Raw genomic sequence first — 16,901 nt, forward strand, 5'->3', positions numbered from 1 at the left:
AAAAACTACTCCGCTGTTGGATGTGGTGAAATAAAAAGCCACGATTCCATTAGTTCGAAATCGTGACTATCTTTAATTAGTTGTTTTTAGCATAAACAGCCATTGCATCTTTTAGGAAGGCGGATAATCCGTCACCAAATTGATCAATATTTTTTGTGAATCGTTCATCGGCTACGTACATTTCCCCAAGTCCAGCAAAAACTTCTAAACTATAAATATTTCCATGTGTATCATTTAAATAATGGAAAAAATGGTCAATTGCTTGTTGGGCTTTTTCAGAGGAAGGGGACAATTTACGAACTGCTGCTAAATGCCGAAATTCAGCATTAAAGCTTTCTTTTAAGGAAAGTTGTTCTTGTTCACTTTTATTTTTGATTATTTTATTAGCCTGTTCAAAAGTTTTGTCACCCCATAGTTGTCTTGCTTCTTCTTCATAGGGGTTCGTGGAAAAATCAAATCCAGTAAATTTTTCTTCATTAGTCATTGTTATTTCTCCTTTTTCATTCCTGATGGTTTGGTCAAGTGTTATTAACATCGTCTCAATACGATGTTTTTTTTCTGCCAATAAATGCTGTTGTAATTCAAGTGCTTTCGTTTTATCAAATAACGGATCATCAAGAATTTGTTTTATTTTTTTCAAAGGGAAATCAAGTTCTTTAAAGAAAAGAATTTGTTGTAATTTGTCGACATCTGATTCTGAATAAATACGATAACCGTTCAAATTATCTTTTTGAGGGACAAGAAGACCGATTTTATCATAGTGATGAAGCGTGCGCACACTTACACCTGTTAATTCAGCTAATTCTTTCGTTTGCATGAGTGATTCCTCCTTCTAATGCCACTATAAAGTATGACGTGGCGTAATAGTCAAGGTTTTTTTTGTTTATTATACTCTTTTTAATAGGAAAATAAAAAAACATGGAAAATAAGAGAAATTTCTCGTATGATGAAGGATGAATGTGTCTAAAATGTGACGAAATGTGATAGTAATTTAAAAGGGGATAGCGGCATGGGTAAGAAAATGAAATCCATGACTATATGGCTGTGGCACCATTTGACACCGCAAATTTTTGCGGTTATTTGCGTTTTTTAGCGAGGGTATTCTTTATATTGCAGCGGGTTTTTTATTATTATTTCAACATAAATATAATGATTATGCGATGTTAGCGATGATTTTTTGGCTTCCTTCAATTTGAAAGTGAAAAAACACCACTCGATTTCATTGATTTGGCGACAAAAGAATTAGAGTATGACGTGTAAAAATAAGAGTAACCTTCTATAATAGAAATTAGGAGGTAGCTCTTACTTTTGATTGGAGGGAAGACATGAACCTAGAAGAAATAGTTGCTTGTATGTTACTTACAAATAAAGAAATAAAGCAGACACAAACGGCGTATCAGCGGAAACAAGTATTTAATGCAAGATAGCCGTTGGGAAATCGATTATACAACCAATTTTATTGCAAAAGAACTGGAAGCGGATTTAGAAGTTTCAGATAAGTTTAAAACATTGTTACTAAGTCAAACTACGCAAATTAATTTAGAAAATAGTCTACCAATGGCTTCATACTGTACTTCTTGGCAGACGAAATAATGTTGTTTTCTTTTTCACAAGATTTAGATTTTTATGTTATAATGGAACGTATTAACGAACTAAAGGAGTGTTGGGTGTGAGAGCAGTATTAACAGTAGTTGGAAAAGATAACGTGGGTATTATTGCTGGTGTTAGTAAAAAACTAGCGGAACTTAACATTAATATAGAAGATGTATCACAAACTATTATGGATGGTTATTTTACCATGATGATGATGTGCGAAATTAGCCAAATCACCAAAGAATTTGATGAAGTAAAAGCAGAATTAGCCGAAAAAGGCGAGGAGCTTCAAGTGAAAATACATATTCAGCGAGAAGAGATTTTTAACGCAATGCATAAACTTTAAGGTGGAGGTGATTCAAACATGGAAACCAATCAAATATTTGAAACAATACGAATGATTGAAGAAGAAAAATTGGATATTCGGACGATTACAATGGGAATATCTTTACTTGATTGCATGGACGGTAATGGGGAAGTTGCAAGAAAGAAAATTTACCAAAAAATTGTCACAAAGGCTCGGGATTTAGTTTCGGTTGGAGAAGCGATTGAGTCTGAGTTTGGGATTCCAATTATTAATAAACGTATTTCTGTGACACCAATTGCCATTATTGCGGGTTCAAGTACGGACGCGGATTATGTGGAATTCGCAAAAACGTTAGATGCAGCAGCGAAAGAAGTGGGTGTTAACTTTATCGGTGGTTACTCCGCACTTGTTCAAAAAGGTTATACCAAAGGCGATGAAATATTGATTCGTTCAATTCCGCAAGCATTGGCTCAGACAGAACGCGTTTGTTCTTCGGTCAATGTAGGGTCGACACGGACAGGAATTAACATGGATGCTGTTCGTCAAATGGGTGAGGTCATTAAAGAAACAGCGAATCTAACGGCGGATACTCAGGGCTTAGGTTGTGCGAAATTAGTCGTTTTCGCCAATGCAGTGGAAGATAATCCTTTTATGGCTGGGGCATTTCATGGCGTTGGTGAGGCGGATTGTGTCATTAATGTCGGCGTTAGTGGTCCGGGTGTAGTTAAACGTGCCATCGAAAAAGTGAAAGGTGAACCATTTGACGTTGTGGCAGAAACAGTGAAACAAACCGCTTTTAAAATTACGCGAATGGGTCAACTTGTTGGTCAGGTAGCTTCCGAAAAGCTTGGTGTTCCTTTTGGAATTGTGGACTTATCACTTGCACCAACTCCAGCTATTGGTGATTCAGTAGCACATATTTTAGAAGAGATGGGACTTGAAATGGTCGGTACTCACGGAACAACAGCTGCATTAGCACTTTTAAATGATGCAGTGAAAAAAGGCGGCGTGATGGCTTGCGGACATGTTGGTGGTTTATCCGGTGCTTTTATTCCCGTTTCTGAGGATGCTGGAATGATTGAGGCAGTGAAGCAAGGAGCGCTTAATCTCGAAAAACTAGAAGCGATGACAGCAATCTGTTCTGTCGGTCTTGATATGATTGCTGTGCCAGGAGATACAACGGCGGAAACCCTCGCTGCGATGATTGCGGATGAAGCGGCAATTGGCGTTATTAACAATAAAACAACTGCTGTTCGGGTGATTCCTGCCAGTGGAACAAAAGTTGGCGATATGGTTGAATTTGGCGGATTACTCGGAACGGCTCCCGTAATGCCAGTGAACGGCAAGTCTTCTGCAAGTTTTATTGCTCGTGGCGGACGAATTCCAGCACCAATTCATTCTTTTAAAAACTAATAAAAAGGTTTCCTCACAAATTGGAGGAAACCTTTTTTAGGTTGTTTTTCGTTCTACTAAATGGAAATCTAAATCAAGTAGAGGTAAATTACTACCGAATAATTTATTCATAATAATTGTAAATGCATTTTCAGCTTGTGAGTATACAGGATAATGAATCGTTGTAATATCAAGTAAGTGAGCGATTTCCATATTATCAAAACCGCAAATCGCAAAATCCTCAGGGATGCTGTGTCCAGAGCGCCTAGCCTCCGTTAATAACCCCGCTGCAAAATAATCATTTGGTGTCAAAAAGGCATCAGGTTTATGTTCGATTTCTTCCCACCAATGAGCAATTTTTTCGCCATCTTGTCGACTTCCCATACCGTAAAACTGTCGAAATTCATGAGAATCAAGCTCGTAACGTTCGCAAAAATCCTTAAAAGCAAGCATGCGACTCTGTGTGTTAAGCCCAGTTGTATTTCCATAAACATTTACAAATTTCCGGTAGCCTTTTTTATAGAGATGTTCTAATCCCAATGTATAACCATCATATTGATTCATAAATACAGAAGGGATTTTTTCGCTCTCCACTCGTTGCCATGTCACAATTGGACCGTATTTCGTATAATGTTCAATCGTTTTCCAGTCATTAGAGCGAATAACCAAAACAAGTGCATCAATTTTCTTTTGTCGTAACATTTCTAGGGCTTCAAGTTCTTTATCTTGATCAATTCTGGTCATAAACAGCGTAACATTATAACCATGTTCTTGTGCCATCATTGTAAAACTCTTTAAAAAAACATTAAGTGAGTCTGTAAAACTAGGAATTACCATACCAATTAACTTAGTTGCTCCTTTTTTTAAAGAAACGGCATTTAAATTTGGGACGTAATCCAACTGATCTATTATAGCCTGAACGCGCTTTCTGGTTTCTTCACTGACATAATCACGTTTATTAATAACTCGTGAAACGGTTGCTGATGAAACGCCAGCTAGTTTCGCGATTTCTTGTATATTTGCCACTTGTCATACACCTCGATTTCTCGTAGCTCTATAATTAGTATACCAAAAAAGCCCGTCAAATAGCCAGTTTAGAAAAATTTAAAGTTATTGCTTGACCTGTAATGCATTACATGAATTATGATGAATTTGTAAAAGAAAACGCTTTTAAATTTTTAGGAGGTACATTAATTATGAAAAAAGGTGTAAAAATCGTTACAATTGGTGGAGGTTCTAGTTATACACCAGAACTTGTTGAAGGATTTATTAAACGCTATCATGAACTTCCAATTAAAGAACTTTGGCTAGTAGATATTGAAGCTGGTCGTGAAAAACTAGAAATCGTTGGTAATATGGCAAAACGTATGGTTAAAGCAGCTAATATTGATTGTGAAGTACATTTAACACTTGATCGCCGTGAAGCATTAAAAGATGCAGACTTTGTCACTACACAATTTCGTGTAGGATTGCTTGAAGCACGTATTAAAGATGAAAGAATTCCGCTTAGCCATGGTATTATCGGTCAAGAAACAAATGGTGCAGGTGGTATGTTTAAAGCATTCCGTACAATTCCTGTCATTCTTAGTATCGTAGAAGATATGCGCGAATTATGCCCAGATGCTTGGTTGATTAACTTCACAAACCCAGCAGGTATGGTAACAGAAGCAGTACTTAAATATGGTAAATGGGACAAAGTTATTGGTCTTTGTAACGTACCAATTGGCGCTATTAAGAGTGCATCAGATGTACTTGGAAAACCAGAAGAAGACTTATTCTTTAAATTTGCAGGGATTAACCATCTACACTGGCATCGTATTTTTGACAAAGATGGCACCGAATTAACGGAGACTGTAATTGATGGACTTTATGGACCAAATGCTAATCCAGGAAAAGTCGTTGAAAACATTAAAAATATGCGCTTCCTATATGAACAAGTAAAACATTTAAAAATGCTTCCTTGTCCATATCACCGCTATTACTACATGACAGATGCAATGCTTGAAGAAGAACTAGCATCATTCAAAAATGAAGGTACGCGCGGAGAAGTCGTGAAAAAACTAGAAAATAGTCTGTTTGAATTATATAAAGATCCAAATCTTGATTATAAACCAGAAGAACTATCTAAACGTGGCGGTGCTCATTATAGTGATGCTGCCTGTGAAATTATTAATTCTATCTACAATAATAAAGGTACATTAATGGTTGTTTCTACACGTAATAATGGTGCAATTGATGATGTTCCTTATGATAGTGCAATAGAAATTACAAGTGTTATCCGCGCACATGGGGCAGAGCCAGTTAATTTTGGTAAATTCCCACCAGCTCAACGTGGATTACTACAAGTGATGAAATCTATGGAAGAGTTAACTATCGAAGCAGCTGTAACAGGAGATTATGCAACAGCACTTCAAGCTTTCACTTCTAATCCACTCGTTCCAAGCGGCGACCTAGCAAAAACTATTTTAGATGAAATGCTAGAAGCGCATAAAGAATTCTTACCACAATTCGCGAAATAATAATAAAAAGGGACTCTGATTTTATGGGAGTTCCTTTTTTTATGCAAAAAATTTATAGAATTTTCCAAATCAAGTTGACTGACTATTTTATTTGTAGTAATATTTTAAAAGTATATCATAATTCTAAAAAGTCAAAAAACTAAAAAGGGGTTTTTTACATGTCGCAGATGCTAGCTTTTGTTACAGTTGTACTTATTTTATTTATTGGGGACGTTGTTGCCACAAGAACGAAAGCGTGGGTTCCTTCCGTTTTTGTATGTGCGATATTATTTCTATTCGGTTATTGGACATTTTTCCCAAGTAATATTGTTGAAATTGCGGGAATACCACCGATTGTTGCAACACTTTTAATGTATTTACTAATTACGAACATGGGAACTTTGCTTTCTGTTCGAGAACTAATGAATCAATGGAAAACGATTTTAATTGCGATTTCTGGGATTTTAGGAATTCTAGCACTACTATTTACAATTGGAACACTATTATTTGATTTTAAAACAGTTGTTGTAGTTGCCCCGCCGCTTGTTGGTGGAGTTGTTTCCTCGCTAATTATGTCGGAAGCGGCAAAAGCAGCAGGACTAGTAAGTTTATCCGTATTAGCAATTTTAATTTATGTTATGCAAGGATTTGCAGGTTATCCATTAACTTCGATTATGCTAAAAAAAGAAGGAAAGCGGATGTTATCTAAATATCGCTCAGGAGAATGGAAACCAACCAACGAAACCACACAAATTGAAGGTCAGGATACACACGAAACACCAAGACTTTTCCGGAAAATTCCTGATAAATATAATACCAATTATTTTAAATTTCTACGTCTTGGAATTGTTGGCTTTTTAGCTTATGGATGTTCGGTTCTAATTGATCCAATTTTAACAGTCAGTCCTTTTGTCCTTTGTTTATTGTTTGGTGTTATTGCTACTTCTATCGGGTTTTTAGAGCGCCAACCGTTACAAAAAGCGAGTGGTTTTGGCTTTGCGATTATGGGATTAATGTTGTTTATTTTTGATGGACTTAAAAATGCAACCCCAGAAATGTTACTTGATTTAATATGGCCAATGTTTGGAACAATTGTTATTGGTATTATCGGAATGTATATTTTTTCTTTCATTGTCGGTAAAATTCTTGGCGTAAGTAAAGAGCTTGCTTTTGCAGTATCACTTACCGCTTTATATGGTTTTCCGGCCGATTATATTATTACAAATGAAGTAATTAATTCATTAACGAGCGATCAAAAAGAGCGAGATGCTTTGACCAGTCATATGCTACCACCTATGCTTGTTGCCGGTTTTATTACCGTAACAATTGTTTCAGTTGTTTTAGCGGGCATTTTTGTAGGATTCCTGTAAAATAGAGAATGGGAGGAATGCCAGATGAAAACAAATCTAGAACGAATTAAACAGCATTTAGAAAAATTAGATACATATACCGCGACACCAGGAGAAGGAACCACTCGTCTTACTTATAGTAAAGAAGATTTAGGTGCGCGGAATTATTTAAAAAACGAAATGGCGAAAGTAGGATTGACGGTTACAGAGGATGCAATTGGCAATATCTATGGAAGACTTGAGGGAGCGAGACCAGATTTGCCAGCAGTTGTTGTTGGATCACACTTTGATTCCGTTCCAAATGGTGGTGCTTTTGACGGTCCAGCTGGCGTAATTACCGGACTTGAAGTAGCTACAGTCTTTCATGAACAAAAGTACAAGCCTTATTATCCACTTGAAATAATTGCAATGGTGGAAGAAGAAGGATCGCGTTTTGGTGCTGGACTTTTTGCTTCACGTGCTATTACTGGAAAAGTAACGAAGGAAATGTTATATCAGATGAAAGATAGTGACGGGATTACTGCAGCCGAAGCTATGAATAGTCTCGGATTTGATGCAAATAAAGTAACAGAAGCCATTCGTACAAAAGAATCAATCAAAGCTTTTATCGAGCTGCATATTGAGCAAGGACCAATTTTAGAAAATGCTGGCGAAGATGTTGCAATAGTTGATACGATTGTTGGTTTGACGGAAATAAAAGTAACGGTTAATGGGCAAGCAGGTCATGCTGGAACTACACCAATGAATAATCGAAATGATGCTTTAAATGCCGCCGTCCACATTTTAACACAGCTTCCAGAGCTCGCAATTCAAGAGGGAAATGGAACGGTGCTAACGGTTGGGAAATTAAACGTTTTTCCAAATGGAGCGAATGTTATCCCGAATAAAGTTGTTTTCACTGTCGATATTCGTGCAAAAGAAGAAAAACATGTCCAAAACACGCTGAAAAACGTGAAAGCTGTTATTAATCAAACACAACAAAACGGCATTACATGTGAAATAGAAGATATGCTTTATGAGAAACCTACTCAATTATCACAAGAAATTCACCAAGCTCTGTCTGCAAGTGCTGAGAAATTAGACTTTAAATACAGAACAATGGTTAGTGGCGCTGGTCATGATGCGATGATTTTTGCAAGTTTAACAGAGGTAGGACTTGTTTTTGTTCCAAGTCATAATGGAATCAGCCATGCACCAGAAGAATGGACTGATTATGATAAACTTCAAAAAGGTATTGAGGTTGTTTTAGACACAGTAACAAAATGGACGGAGGAAAGTGCAGATGAATAATAAAATAAAACAGCATATTTTAAAAGAAGAGAATGAAATGATTGCATTCCGTCGTGATTTACATCAACATCCGGAGTTGCAGTGGCAGGAATTCCGAACAACTGATCAAGTAGCAAAAGAGCTTGATAAACTAGGTGTTCCATATAAGCGCACAGAGCCAACTGGATTAATTGCTGATTTAGTAGGTGGAAAACCAGGAAAAACAATTGCATTAAGAGGGGATATGGATGCGCTTCCGGTACAAGAGCTAAACGACTCACTTGCTTATAAATCTACAGAAGATGGCAAAATGCATGCTTGTGGACATGATTCTCATACATCCATGTTACTAACTGCCGCAAAAGCGCTTAAAGAAGTTCAAGCGGAATTAAACGGAACTGTCCGTTTTATTTTCCAGCCATCTGAAGAAAATGCAGAAGGTGCTAAAGAAATGGTGGCGCAAGGAGCGATGGAAGGTGTTGACCATGTTTTTGGCATTCATATTTGGTCTCAAATACCAAGTAATAAAATTTCCTGTATAGTCGGTTCCTCTTTTGCTTCAGCCGATATTGTTCAAATTGATTTTAAAGGCCAGGGTGGACATGGCGCAATGCCGCACGATACGATAGATGCAGCAGTAATTGCTTCCTCATTTGTAATGAATTTGCAAGCAATCGTTGCCCGAGAAACAGATCCACTTGACCCAGTCGTGGTAACTATTGGGAAAATGGAAGTAGGTACTAGATTCAATGTTATCGCGGAAAACGCCCATTTAGAAGGGACAGTTCGTTGTTTTAATAACACTACACGTGCTAAAGTAGCAAAATCAATTGAACACTACGCAAAACAAACCGCCGCGATATACGGAGGTACAGCAGAAGTCGTTTATACAGAAGGAACACAACCAGTGATCAATGATGAAAAAAGCGCTTTGCTTGTCCAAAAAACCATTGTGGAATCTTTTGGAGAAGCCGCACTATATTTTGAAAAGCCAACAACTGGCGGCGAAGATTTTAGTTATTTTATGGATGAAGCACCAGGAAGTTTTGCTTTAATTGGTTGCGCGAATGCAGAAAAAGATACGGAATGGGCACACCATCATGGTCGTTTTAATATCGATGAAAGTGTCATGAAAAACGGAGCAGAACTATACGCGCAATTTGCTTATAATTATTTAAATCAAGATGAATTCTAAATAAGAAAAGCCTTCGCTAACGTAAGCGGAGGCTTTTTTCATAACTACTATTGTTTTTCAACTACATGTATATCTTCAAAGGAACCATATTTAGTCCACCAAGGAACGGCACCTTCATCAAGTAATTTATCAAGCGAAGTAATATTTTCTTTACCTTGAGTACGAAGCCATTCACGAAGCGCTTCTTCACCTTGTTTACCATATACTTCAATACCATCAGCCCATGTTGCGCGACCACAAAGCACGCCGCTATATTGAACGTTATGTTGATTTGCGAATTGAATAGTTTTATGGAACATTTCAGAAGTTACACCAGCACTTAAATAAATAAATGGAAGTGGGCTTAAATCAGAACATTCTTCAAAATGACGAGCAGCCTCATCTTGTGTATAAGCTACTTCTCCTTCTGCAAAACCTTCTACATATTTAAAGTTAACGGGTACTTCAAGTTTTAGAACATCTACCCCATAACGTGGTTTAGAGAATTCTTTAATGGAAGCTTTTACTTTTGCGGGTTTTAATTTGGCATACTCAAGCGAACCAGAATCAGTCACTTTTGCATCATAAGTAATCGGTTCTAAGAAAAATGGAATATCAACCGCGCGACATTCAGCACCAATTCTTTCTAAAAAGGCATATTTAATTTCATTGATTTCTGCTGGTTCATCAGGATCATAATAAACAAGAATTTTAACAGCATCTCCGCCATTTTCTTTAATACGAAGGGCAGATAAATCTTCAATTAAATCCGGTAATTTACCAGGAGTAGTTGCATCATAACCTGTTTTTTCATAAGAAGTTAAAAGTCCGCTTCCTTCATGACGAGCTTTAATTGCAGGAGTACCATATTCTAAATCAAGCAAGATTGCAGAAGCATATGGAGTTAGCTCTTCAGATACTAGTTGTTTAAAGTCTTCTACATCTTTTTTATTTTCTGTTCCTTTAGCTTGTTGAATCATCTTTTTAAGGGAGCCACGTTGGTCAATCGCAAGTGCAGCGATAACGCCTTTATCATTAGAGAGTCTTTGCAAACCATCAAATTTACCTTTTGTTATTTGTACCATTTTTATCTAATCTCCTTTATAGCAATTTGTTATTATTTAATCAATTTGTCCTCAAATACTATACCACTAAAAATTTTTTTGAAACATGGGTATATTTGCACATTGATTTATGAATGAGAATAAATTACTATGGATTTGGAGTGTTAGGCACTAGTGGAGATTTGGGATAATTTCCACAGATGCATATTTCTTTTGGGAAGTCATTTAATGATTAGACCAGGAGTGATGGAATGAATCGATGCGAAAGACATAAAAGAAAGAAAAGAAAAAACATCATTATCGTGTTGTGTGCTATGTTTATATTATTTGTAACTACAAGTTGGATAATTGTTGAGTTTCAAGTCAAAAACCAACAAGCAGTAACAAAATCTAAACCAGTACAAAAAAGTGCAGCGCTTAAACCGACAAAACCATTTAAACCAAAACCTGTCAAAGAAAAACCGACAGAAACAACCGTAAATAATCAAGAAATTGATAACTATTTACAACAAATTGATTTTAGTGGTTCGGCGCTTATTGTTCGTGATGGAAAAACCATAGTACAGAAAGGTTACCTGGATGCTAATCGTGAAACTAAACAACCGAATACACCAGATACACTTTACTACATCGGTTCGTCGCAAAAAGCAATTATCGCAACAGCAATTTTACAATTAGAAGAGCAAGGGAAAATAAGCACGGACGATCCAATTTCTAAATATCTGCCAAATTTTCCTAATGGGAATCAAATTTACATTAAGAATTTCTTGAACCACACATCAGGGATTGTTGGCCATCGAGAAAAAATTGGGACAATTACGCCGGAAAAGTTAATAGAAGATATTGAGAAACAGGGGATAGAAACTAATACTGGGGTATGGAATTATTCGGACTCAAATTATGCTGTTTTAGCATACTTGGTTGAAATTCTTAGTGGAAAGTCATTAAAAAGTTATCTCAAAGAAAAAATATTTGAACCATCAGGTATGAAAAATACAGGGTTTAATCAAAAAGATGTTAAAAAAGGGGGAAATGACTCAACAGGATATTATATTAATAAAGATGGCTCTTACAGGAAACCGGAATTAGTAGATTTATCACAAATGTATGGTTCAGGAGATATATGTATGACTGCCAAAGATTTATACTTGTTTGACAAAGCTTTAATGGATAAAAAATTAATTTCTGAAACAAGTTTGAAGAAAATGTTTACATCTGGAAGTACTTCTAAATATGGCATGGGATTTTACGTGGATCCAGGAAGCTATAATAGTCATGGGGTACTCAGTGGCTGGAATGTTTCTAATAGTATGAGTCATACTGGAAGAACCTATGTTATCTTATTTTCCAACATCCAGAATAATATTGCTTCCTTTGGAAAAGTGAATAACCATATTTACAATTTATTAAATAAATAGAAGAAACCTCGATTCTGAATATGGAATCGAGGTTTTCTTTTATTTTCCTGTAATTTGTTTTACGGTATCTTCCAATTGATAAAGTTGAGCAGCGGCGCTATAGTCACTCCATTTTGTGTTATCTACTTTATACACTTGGTTTTTCTGTACAGCGGGAATATCTTTCCAAACACCACTTAGCATTTCGTTAATAGAATCTTCATTACCATCTTCAGGCATTAAGATAAATAAACGATCTGCATCTTTTGCATAACTAGGTATTGCTTCGTTGGAAATTGCTTTTGTATCATGATTCATTTTCGCTTCGTCAGTTGGTGTGAAACCAGCTCCGGAAAATAATCCGTCGAAAACTTTTGGATCATGAATATAGATTTCTTTGCCATAAAATTGAATCACTGCCGCTTTTTCATTCTCCACTCCAGCATCTTTTAATGTTTGTTTAGCTTCTTTGGATGCAGTCACATAGTCTTCATCCCATTTTTCTTTTTCAGCTTTTTTATTTAAGAGATTTGCGATATTACTAAGTTGTTTATCAGGTGTATCTCCAAAATGTGTAATATATACTGGAGCGATTTTTTCAAGATTTTCTAAAAGATCTTTTTGGTAATCACTAATAATAATTAAATCAGGGTTTAAGTTGGCTACTTTTTCGATATTTGGTTTATCATTACCAACACTTTCTGTTCCTTTTGTTGCTTCGGGGTAGGTAGTGATGTAATAATCTAGCGTACCAACTGGTTTAACACCTAAAATTTCCATTTCGCTTACGTTTTGAAGCGCTACAATACTTTTCGGTGTTGTTGGTACTTTCACTTTACGATCAAGTGCATCCGTTACTGTTTTTGTTGCATTTTCCTTTTCTTTACTTGAGTCTTTATCTGAAGAACTGCCACAAGCGGTTAAAACTACTGCTAAAAGTAATGTCATAAAGATAGCAGCCCATTTATGCTTTTGATACATTATGTTTCCTCCCTAATTGAAAATGATTTTCATTATCGTTATAAAAATAATTATATCGAAAACGGGAGGAAATAACAAGGTGAAAATTAGCACAAAATGTTTTTATTTTAGAATTGGATGTTATCACCTATAGTAAGCGTTGGGAAAATTTCAGGTGATACAATAATAGCTCCTGGTAATACTTCATTTTCGCCAGATCGGAAGTAGATAGAAATATGACCAAGCTCTTCCAAGTTTTTATTTGCTTCTGAACCAACTTCTTCTATTATATACTCTTGTGTACCGAAAGTTAGTTTGTTTCCTTTTTGGATGACGTTATTAGGTGTTTGTTCAAATTCATGAATAACCGATATTTCGCGTAATTCATTGGTTGCTGTTGGTCCAAAGAGTATGACAATTTTTTCTTCTTCAAAAGCAGGGACAAGTGGACCAATCTCAATTATTTTACTTTGTGTCATAGTGAATTCCTCCTTTAAAAATTAGTACATTCCGATACTGAATACCCAAGCAATGACAACTGCTAGAACACCGGTGATCATCCGGCTATATAAAATGGCTGGAACCCCAAATTGAACAGTCTTTGGTTTAGCTTCAGCAAGTGATAGACCAACTGGAATAAAGTCGCAACCAGCTTGAGCATTAATAGCAAATAAAGCTGGAAGAGCATAAGTAACAGGGATAGCGCCAATAGCAATTTGCGAACCAATCAATACACCAATGACCTGGGCAATAACTGCACCTGGACCAAGAATTGGCGATAAAAATGGTAAGCTACAAATAAAGGCAATAAGTAACATCCCCCAAATTGAACCAGCCAGAGGGGATAGGGTATTGGCAATTAGTTTTCCGATTCCTGTATAGTTAATAATACCGATAATCATACTAATGAAAGCCATAAAAGGAATAATATTCTTAATAAGCATATCAACAGAATCACGTCCTGCTTGATAGAAAATTCCCATCGCTTTACCAATGCCGCGTGAAAATTTAACAAGGAATCCTTCTTTTAATTCATGAGCTTCTTGTTGATCTTCCTTGATTTTGGCGTAATCTTCTTTAAACTTTTCCCGGTCAAAAGGTTTTCCAGGGTTGGCTTCAGTAGTAGTGACTTCTATATCTTCAGGTTTTACACCAGAAACGAAAATATCTTCTGTAATATGTTTTGCTAGTGGACCAGAAGGAGAAGAAGGAAGAACATCTACTGTTGGAATACGTTTCATAGGATAGACGCCAATTCGTGCAGTGCCCCCACAATCAATAACTACGCACATCATTTCTTCTTCTGGAATAGAGTTTTTAAAACCATCAACTGCCTCTGCTCCTGATAATTCTGCTATTTTTTTAGCAACAGGATGAATACCGCCACCAGTGATAGAAACTACTTTTATTCTTGGCTCGCTAGGTGTTAAATCTAGCCCAGTCCCCCAACCACCTTGGCCTTTGTTTACATGAATGGATTGATACATTTTATTTGCCTCCTATCTATCTCAGACTTTTTCTTTTCGCATTAGGAATTTTGTAATGGTTTCTGTAATAACTCCACGCATTAAGATAACAACGATACCAGCTAAAAAGTAACGTACAGCAAGGCTTGACATACTATAACCGGCTTCAACAACCCCATTAGCGATACCTAAGTAAACAAAAAGTTCTCCGGCATTTGCATAAGGGAAAAGTCCAGTTACAGGGTGTAAAAATGAAACTACAGAGTCATAAAAGGCAGGTTTTTGATGTTCTTTTACAAAGCGACCAAACGTATAAGCCATTGGATTGGTTAGCATTAACACAGATAAAACTGGCATAAGTGTATAACGCAAAATTATATTTTTAGCAGAAAATTGGATGGCTCTGTTAACTCGCTCTTCCCCGATAAAAGCAATAATCGAGTAAGTAAAGGTTAAAAGGACAATTAAAAGAGGGACAATTCCCGTCATAAAACTTATAAACTGTTTACCACCGGCTTCGAAAAGACCGATAAAGTTCGTTCCAAACCATTCGATATAATCCATTCGGAAACACTCCTTTTTGATTTATTAAAGCGCTTTCAAACAACTGTTAACTGTTTTGATAACTGCTTTTTCTTGGATAGAATTTTTTTGTTTATTTGTTAATTCAGTGAGAATTTCAGATAATTCTTTTTGCTGATAGTCGGTAAAGGTTTTGAATTTTGCAAAAACCGTTTTTCCCGTTAAAATCTGACATTCATGAACAACTTGCTTTTCATTTACAACCAGTATTGCAACGGCACTTGAGCGGAATTTCAAGCGTTCCATTTCGGAATAAAGGTGAAAGCCGATTTTTCCAGCATATTTTGTCGCGACTTTATTCATATGGTGTTGATAATACCGCACTTGGAAAAAAGCTAAGAATGTCTGAGCGATAAAAATAAGGGAAGCAATTAGAACAATATTCATCTATTTTCCTCCTTATAATTGGCGGGAAAAGTAGGAAATAACCATTCCCGCCATGTTAAATTAATTACTAAAAGTTTCATCTTGTAGTTTTCTAAGTTTCCAAACGGTAGTAGACTCATCAAGTGTGACATCTTCGTCTGTAATGAAAGTACCAGCTTTAATATTTCGACGGGCTATAACCTCACCACTAATTAAGCCGATTGGAATATGCCCATTTGTTGCCATATCAACATGTGTTTCTAAGACGCCACGAACACAGAAACCGCCGATTCCATCAAGTTTTTCACCTGCTTGAATATCTTTTTTCGCGACAGAAACGGTTTCTGAAACTGGCGCGCCTTTTGGTACAATAGCATGATCATGATTAAGAACAGCTTTGGCAATTGTGAGTGGTGTTTCAAGACTTGCTAAGTGATAAGGACGGTAAAGGATGTGATGGTCGCGTTCACCTTTTTTCATTAAATAGCTTAATTCATGACTAACGCCTTCATTTTGTCCTTTAACAATAACGAAAACTCCTGGTGCTAAGCCGTCGACATATTCAACAACACCAAACTTATTTAAAATTCCGCCTTGTTCTTTTAAGTCTAAATCTTTAATAACAGAATCAACATCACCAGAGATACCGTGCATTCCAACTACATCAGGAACATAACCAATCGCATTGGAAAGTAAATTCATTTCAGCCATTGTTTTAGTACCATCTTGGAAAGCAGCTAACATATGAGAAGCCATATTTTTTCCATCTGCTTCGGCTTGGCAACTATCTGGATTAGCGTTGATTTTTAATTTATTGTTTTTTCCTTTTCCGGCAACAAGCACTTCCATCCCCATAGATTTGGAAAATTCATAAAGTTCAGTTATTGCAGCGGGCTCATCGCCATCTGAACCGGTATAAACTAAACCAGCACTATCATATAATTTTTTCATCAGTGGGCCGATTGTAATATCAATTTCAACATTAAGTAATACAAGTTGTTTTTTAGCAAGTAAGGTTTCTAGGGAAATTTTTGCTCCGACTTCTGGGACACCTGTAGCATCGACAATCACTTCTACCAGATCAGAATGAATAATTTCTTTAAAGTCATTGGATAATAGAATTTTTTCTTTTTTTGTAGCAGTAGCATTGTAAGAATCAGCAGCTTTTTTTGCGGCTTCCACATGAATATCACTAATACCAACTACACTCATTCCTGGAATAGCAGCGATTTGTGAAATCATCCCGAATCCCATTTGGCCGGCTCCGATAACTCCGACACGAATAGGATTATTTTCTTGTTCACGAGCAAGTAACTGTCTGTATAAAGTCATTTCAAGTTCCTCCTAGTAATCGTTTTCATTTATTAAAATAAAATTCCGGATAAAGCTGTTTTATTCTAATTAATGATAATTTGACATTTGTCACTAGTAGTGACAAATGTCGTATTTCACAAATTAAATATAACATTTAAACTTTTTTACGT

The 16,901-nt window shown here is 36.3% G+C and carries 16 protein-coding genes and 3 pseudogenes; 10 read left to right on the forward strand and 9 right to left on the reverse strand.

All coding sequences use genetic code 11. The features are described from left to right. Positions 1-76: 76 nt before the first annotated feature. On the reverse strand, positions 77-817 hold the full coding sequence (locus HCJ50_RS13540) for a MerR family transcriptional regulator (protein ID WP_185348338.1): 741 nt from the start codon (positions 815-817) through the stop codon (positions 77-79). A 192-nt stretch (positions 818-1,009) separates the two neighbouring features. On the opposite strand from HCJ50_RS13540, the pseudogene HCJ50_RS15890 reads away from it, so the two are divergent. The 5 genes and pseudogenes from HCJ50_RS15890 to HCJ50_RS13555 all read left to right on the forward strand — a co-directional run. Then, positions 1,010-1,090: pseudogene (locus HCJ50_RS15890) on the forward strand (hypothetical protein); the annotation flags it as partial. Between the two features lie 89 nt (positions 1,091-1,179). After that, positions 1,180-1,260: pseudogene (locus tag HCJ50_RS15895) on the forward strand (diguanylate cyclase domain-containing protein); the annotation flags it as partial. Positions 1,261-1,416: 156 nt separating this feature from the next. Beyond that, positions 1,417-1,593 (forward strand): annotated as a pseudogene (locus tag HCJ50_RS13545) (class I SAM-dependent methyltransferase); the annotation flags it as partial. A gap of 76 nt (positions 1,594-1,669) precedes the next feature. After that, positions 1,670-1,939 carry an ACT domain-containing protein gene (locus HCJ50_RS13550; protein ID WP_185348336.1) on the forward strand — a complete coding sequence of 90 codons (270 nt, stop codon included), beginning with the start codon at positions 1,670-1,672 and terminating at the stop codon, positions 1,937-1,939. Positions 1,940-1,957: 18 nt separating this feature from the next. After that, the gene (locus HCJ50_RS13555; protein ID WP_185348334.1) at positions 1,958-3,313 is read left to right on the forward strand and encodes a PFL family protein; all 1,356 of its coding nucleotides are present in this window, start codon (positions 1,958-1,960) and stop codon (positions 3,311-3,313) included. Positions 3,314-3,349: 36 nt separating this feature from the next. Here HCJ50_RS13555 and HCJ50_RS13560 read toward each other — a convergent pair whose 3' ends face one another. Continuing rightward, the gene (locus tag HCJ50_RS13560) at positions 3,350-4,318 is read right to left on the reverse strand and encodes a LacI family DNA-binding transcriptional regulator (RefSeq protein WP_185348333.1); all 969 of its coding nucleotides are present in this window, start codon (positions 4,316-4,318) and stop codon (positions 3,350-3,352) included. Between the two features lie 170 nt (positions 4,319-4,488). Here HCJ50_RS13560 and HCJ50_RS13565 point away from each other — a divergent pair, with 170 nt between their 5' ends. From HCJ50_RS13565 to HCJ50_RS13580, 4 genes are all read left to right on the forward strand, one after another. Continuing rightward, a complete protein-coding gene (locus HCJ50_RS13565) occupies positions 4,489-5,811 on the forward strand; it encodes a 6-phospho-beta-glucosidase (protein WP_185348331.1) in 1,323 nt (440 codons plus the stop codon). A 158-nt stretch (positions 5,812-5,969) separates the two neighbouring features. Continuing rightward, positions 5,970-7,160 (forward strand): hypothetical protein, encoded by a 1,191-nt coding sequence (locus tag HCJ50_RS13570; protein WP_185348329.1) that lies wholly within the window; start codon positions 5,970-5,972, stop codon positions 7,158-7,160. Between the two features lie 24 nt (positions 7,161-7,184). Next, entirely contained in the window at positions 7,185-8,429 is a 1,245-nt protein-coding gene (locus tag HCJ50_RS13575) for a Zn-dependent hydrolase (protein ID WP_185348326.1), read from the forward strand. Next, complete coding sequence (locus tag HCJ50_RS13580; RefSeq protein WP_185348324.1) at positions 8,422-9,603, forward strand: M20 family metallopeptidase; 1,182 nt, start codon at positions 8,422-8,424, stop codon at positions 9,601-9,603. The genes HCJ50_RS13575 and HCJ50_RS13580 overlap by 8 nt, the downstream gene beginning before the upstream one ends. A 47-nt stretch (positions 9,604-9,650) precedes the next feature. On the opposite strand, the gene HCJ50_RS13585 is transcribed toward HCJ50_RS13580, so the two are convergent. Next, entirely contained in the window at positions 9,651-10,667 is a 1,017-nt protein-coding gene (locus HCJ50_RS13585; RefSeq protein WP_185348322.1) for a tagatose-bisphosphate aldolase, read from the reverse strand. A 230-nt stretch (positions 10,668-10,897) separates the two neighbouring features. Between HCJ50_RS13585 and HCJ50_RS13590 the strand changes: the two genes are divergently transcribed. Further along, positions 10,898-12,064 (forward strand): serine hydrolase domain-containing protein, encoded by a 1,167-nt coding sequence (locus tag HCJ50_RS13590; protein ID WP_185348320.1) that lies wholly within the window; start codon positions 10,898-10,900, stop codon positions 12,062-12,064. A 39-nt stretch (positions 12,065-12,103) separates the two neighbouring features. Here HCJ50_RS13590 and HCJ50_RS13595 read toward each other — a convergent pair whose 3' ends face one another. The 6 genes from HCJ50_RS13595 to HCJ50_RS13620 all read right to left on the reverse strand — a co-directional run bounded on the left by HCJ50_RS13595 (position 12,104) and on the right by HCJ50_RS13620 (position 16,749). Next, a complete protein-coding gene (locus HCJ50_RS13595; protein WP_185348318.1) occupies positions 12,104-13,024 on the reverse strand; it encodes an ABC transporter substrate-binding protein in 921 nt (306 codons plus the stop codon). 107 nt (positions 13,025-13,131) lie between these two features. Further along, positions 13,132-13,482 carry a PTS glucitol/sorbitol transporter subunit IIA gene (locus HCJ50_RS13600; protein WP_185348316.1) on the reverse strand — a complete coding sequence of 117 codons (351 nt, stop codon included), beginning with the start codon at positions 13,480-13,482 and terminating at the stop codon, positions 13,132-13,134. A 21-nt stretch (positions 13,483-13,503) separates the two neighbouring features. Continuing rightward, complete coding sequence (gene srlE, locus HCJ50_RS13605; protein ID WP_185348314.1) at positions 13,504-14,490, reverse strand: PTS glucitol/sorbitol transporter subunit IIB; 987 nt, start codon at positions 14,488-14,490, stop codon at positions 13,504-13,506. Positions 14,491-14,511: 21 nt separating this feature from the next. Beyond that, on the reverse strand, positions 14,512-15,033 hold the full coding sequence (srlA, locus tag HCJ50_RS13610; RefSeq protein WP_185348312.1) for a PTS glucitol/sorbitol transporter subunit IIC: 522 nt from the start codon (positions 15,031-15,033) through the stop codon (positions 14,512-14,514). A 24-nt stretch (positions 15,034-15,057) separates the two neighbouring features. Further along, a complete protein-coding gene (locus HCJ50_RS13615; protein WP_003718649.1) occupies positions 15,058-15,438 on the reverse strand; it encodes a transcriptional regulator GutM in 381 nt (126 codons plus the stop codon). Between the two features lie 60 nt (positions 15,439-15,498). Continuing rightward, a complete protein-coding gene (locus tag HCJ50_RS13620) occupies positions 15,499-16,749 on the reverse strand; it encodes an NAD(P)H-dependent oxidoreductase (protein ID WP_185348310.1) in 1,251 nt (416 codons plus the stop codon). Positions 16,750-16,901: the final 152 nt, after the last annotated feature.

The sequence above is a fragment of the Listeria immobilis genome (assembly GCF_014322765.1).
In the GTDB taxonomy this organism is placed as follows: domain Bacteria; phylum Bacillota; class Bacilli; order Lactobacillales; family Listeriaceae; genus Listeria; species Listeria immobilis.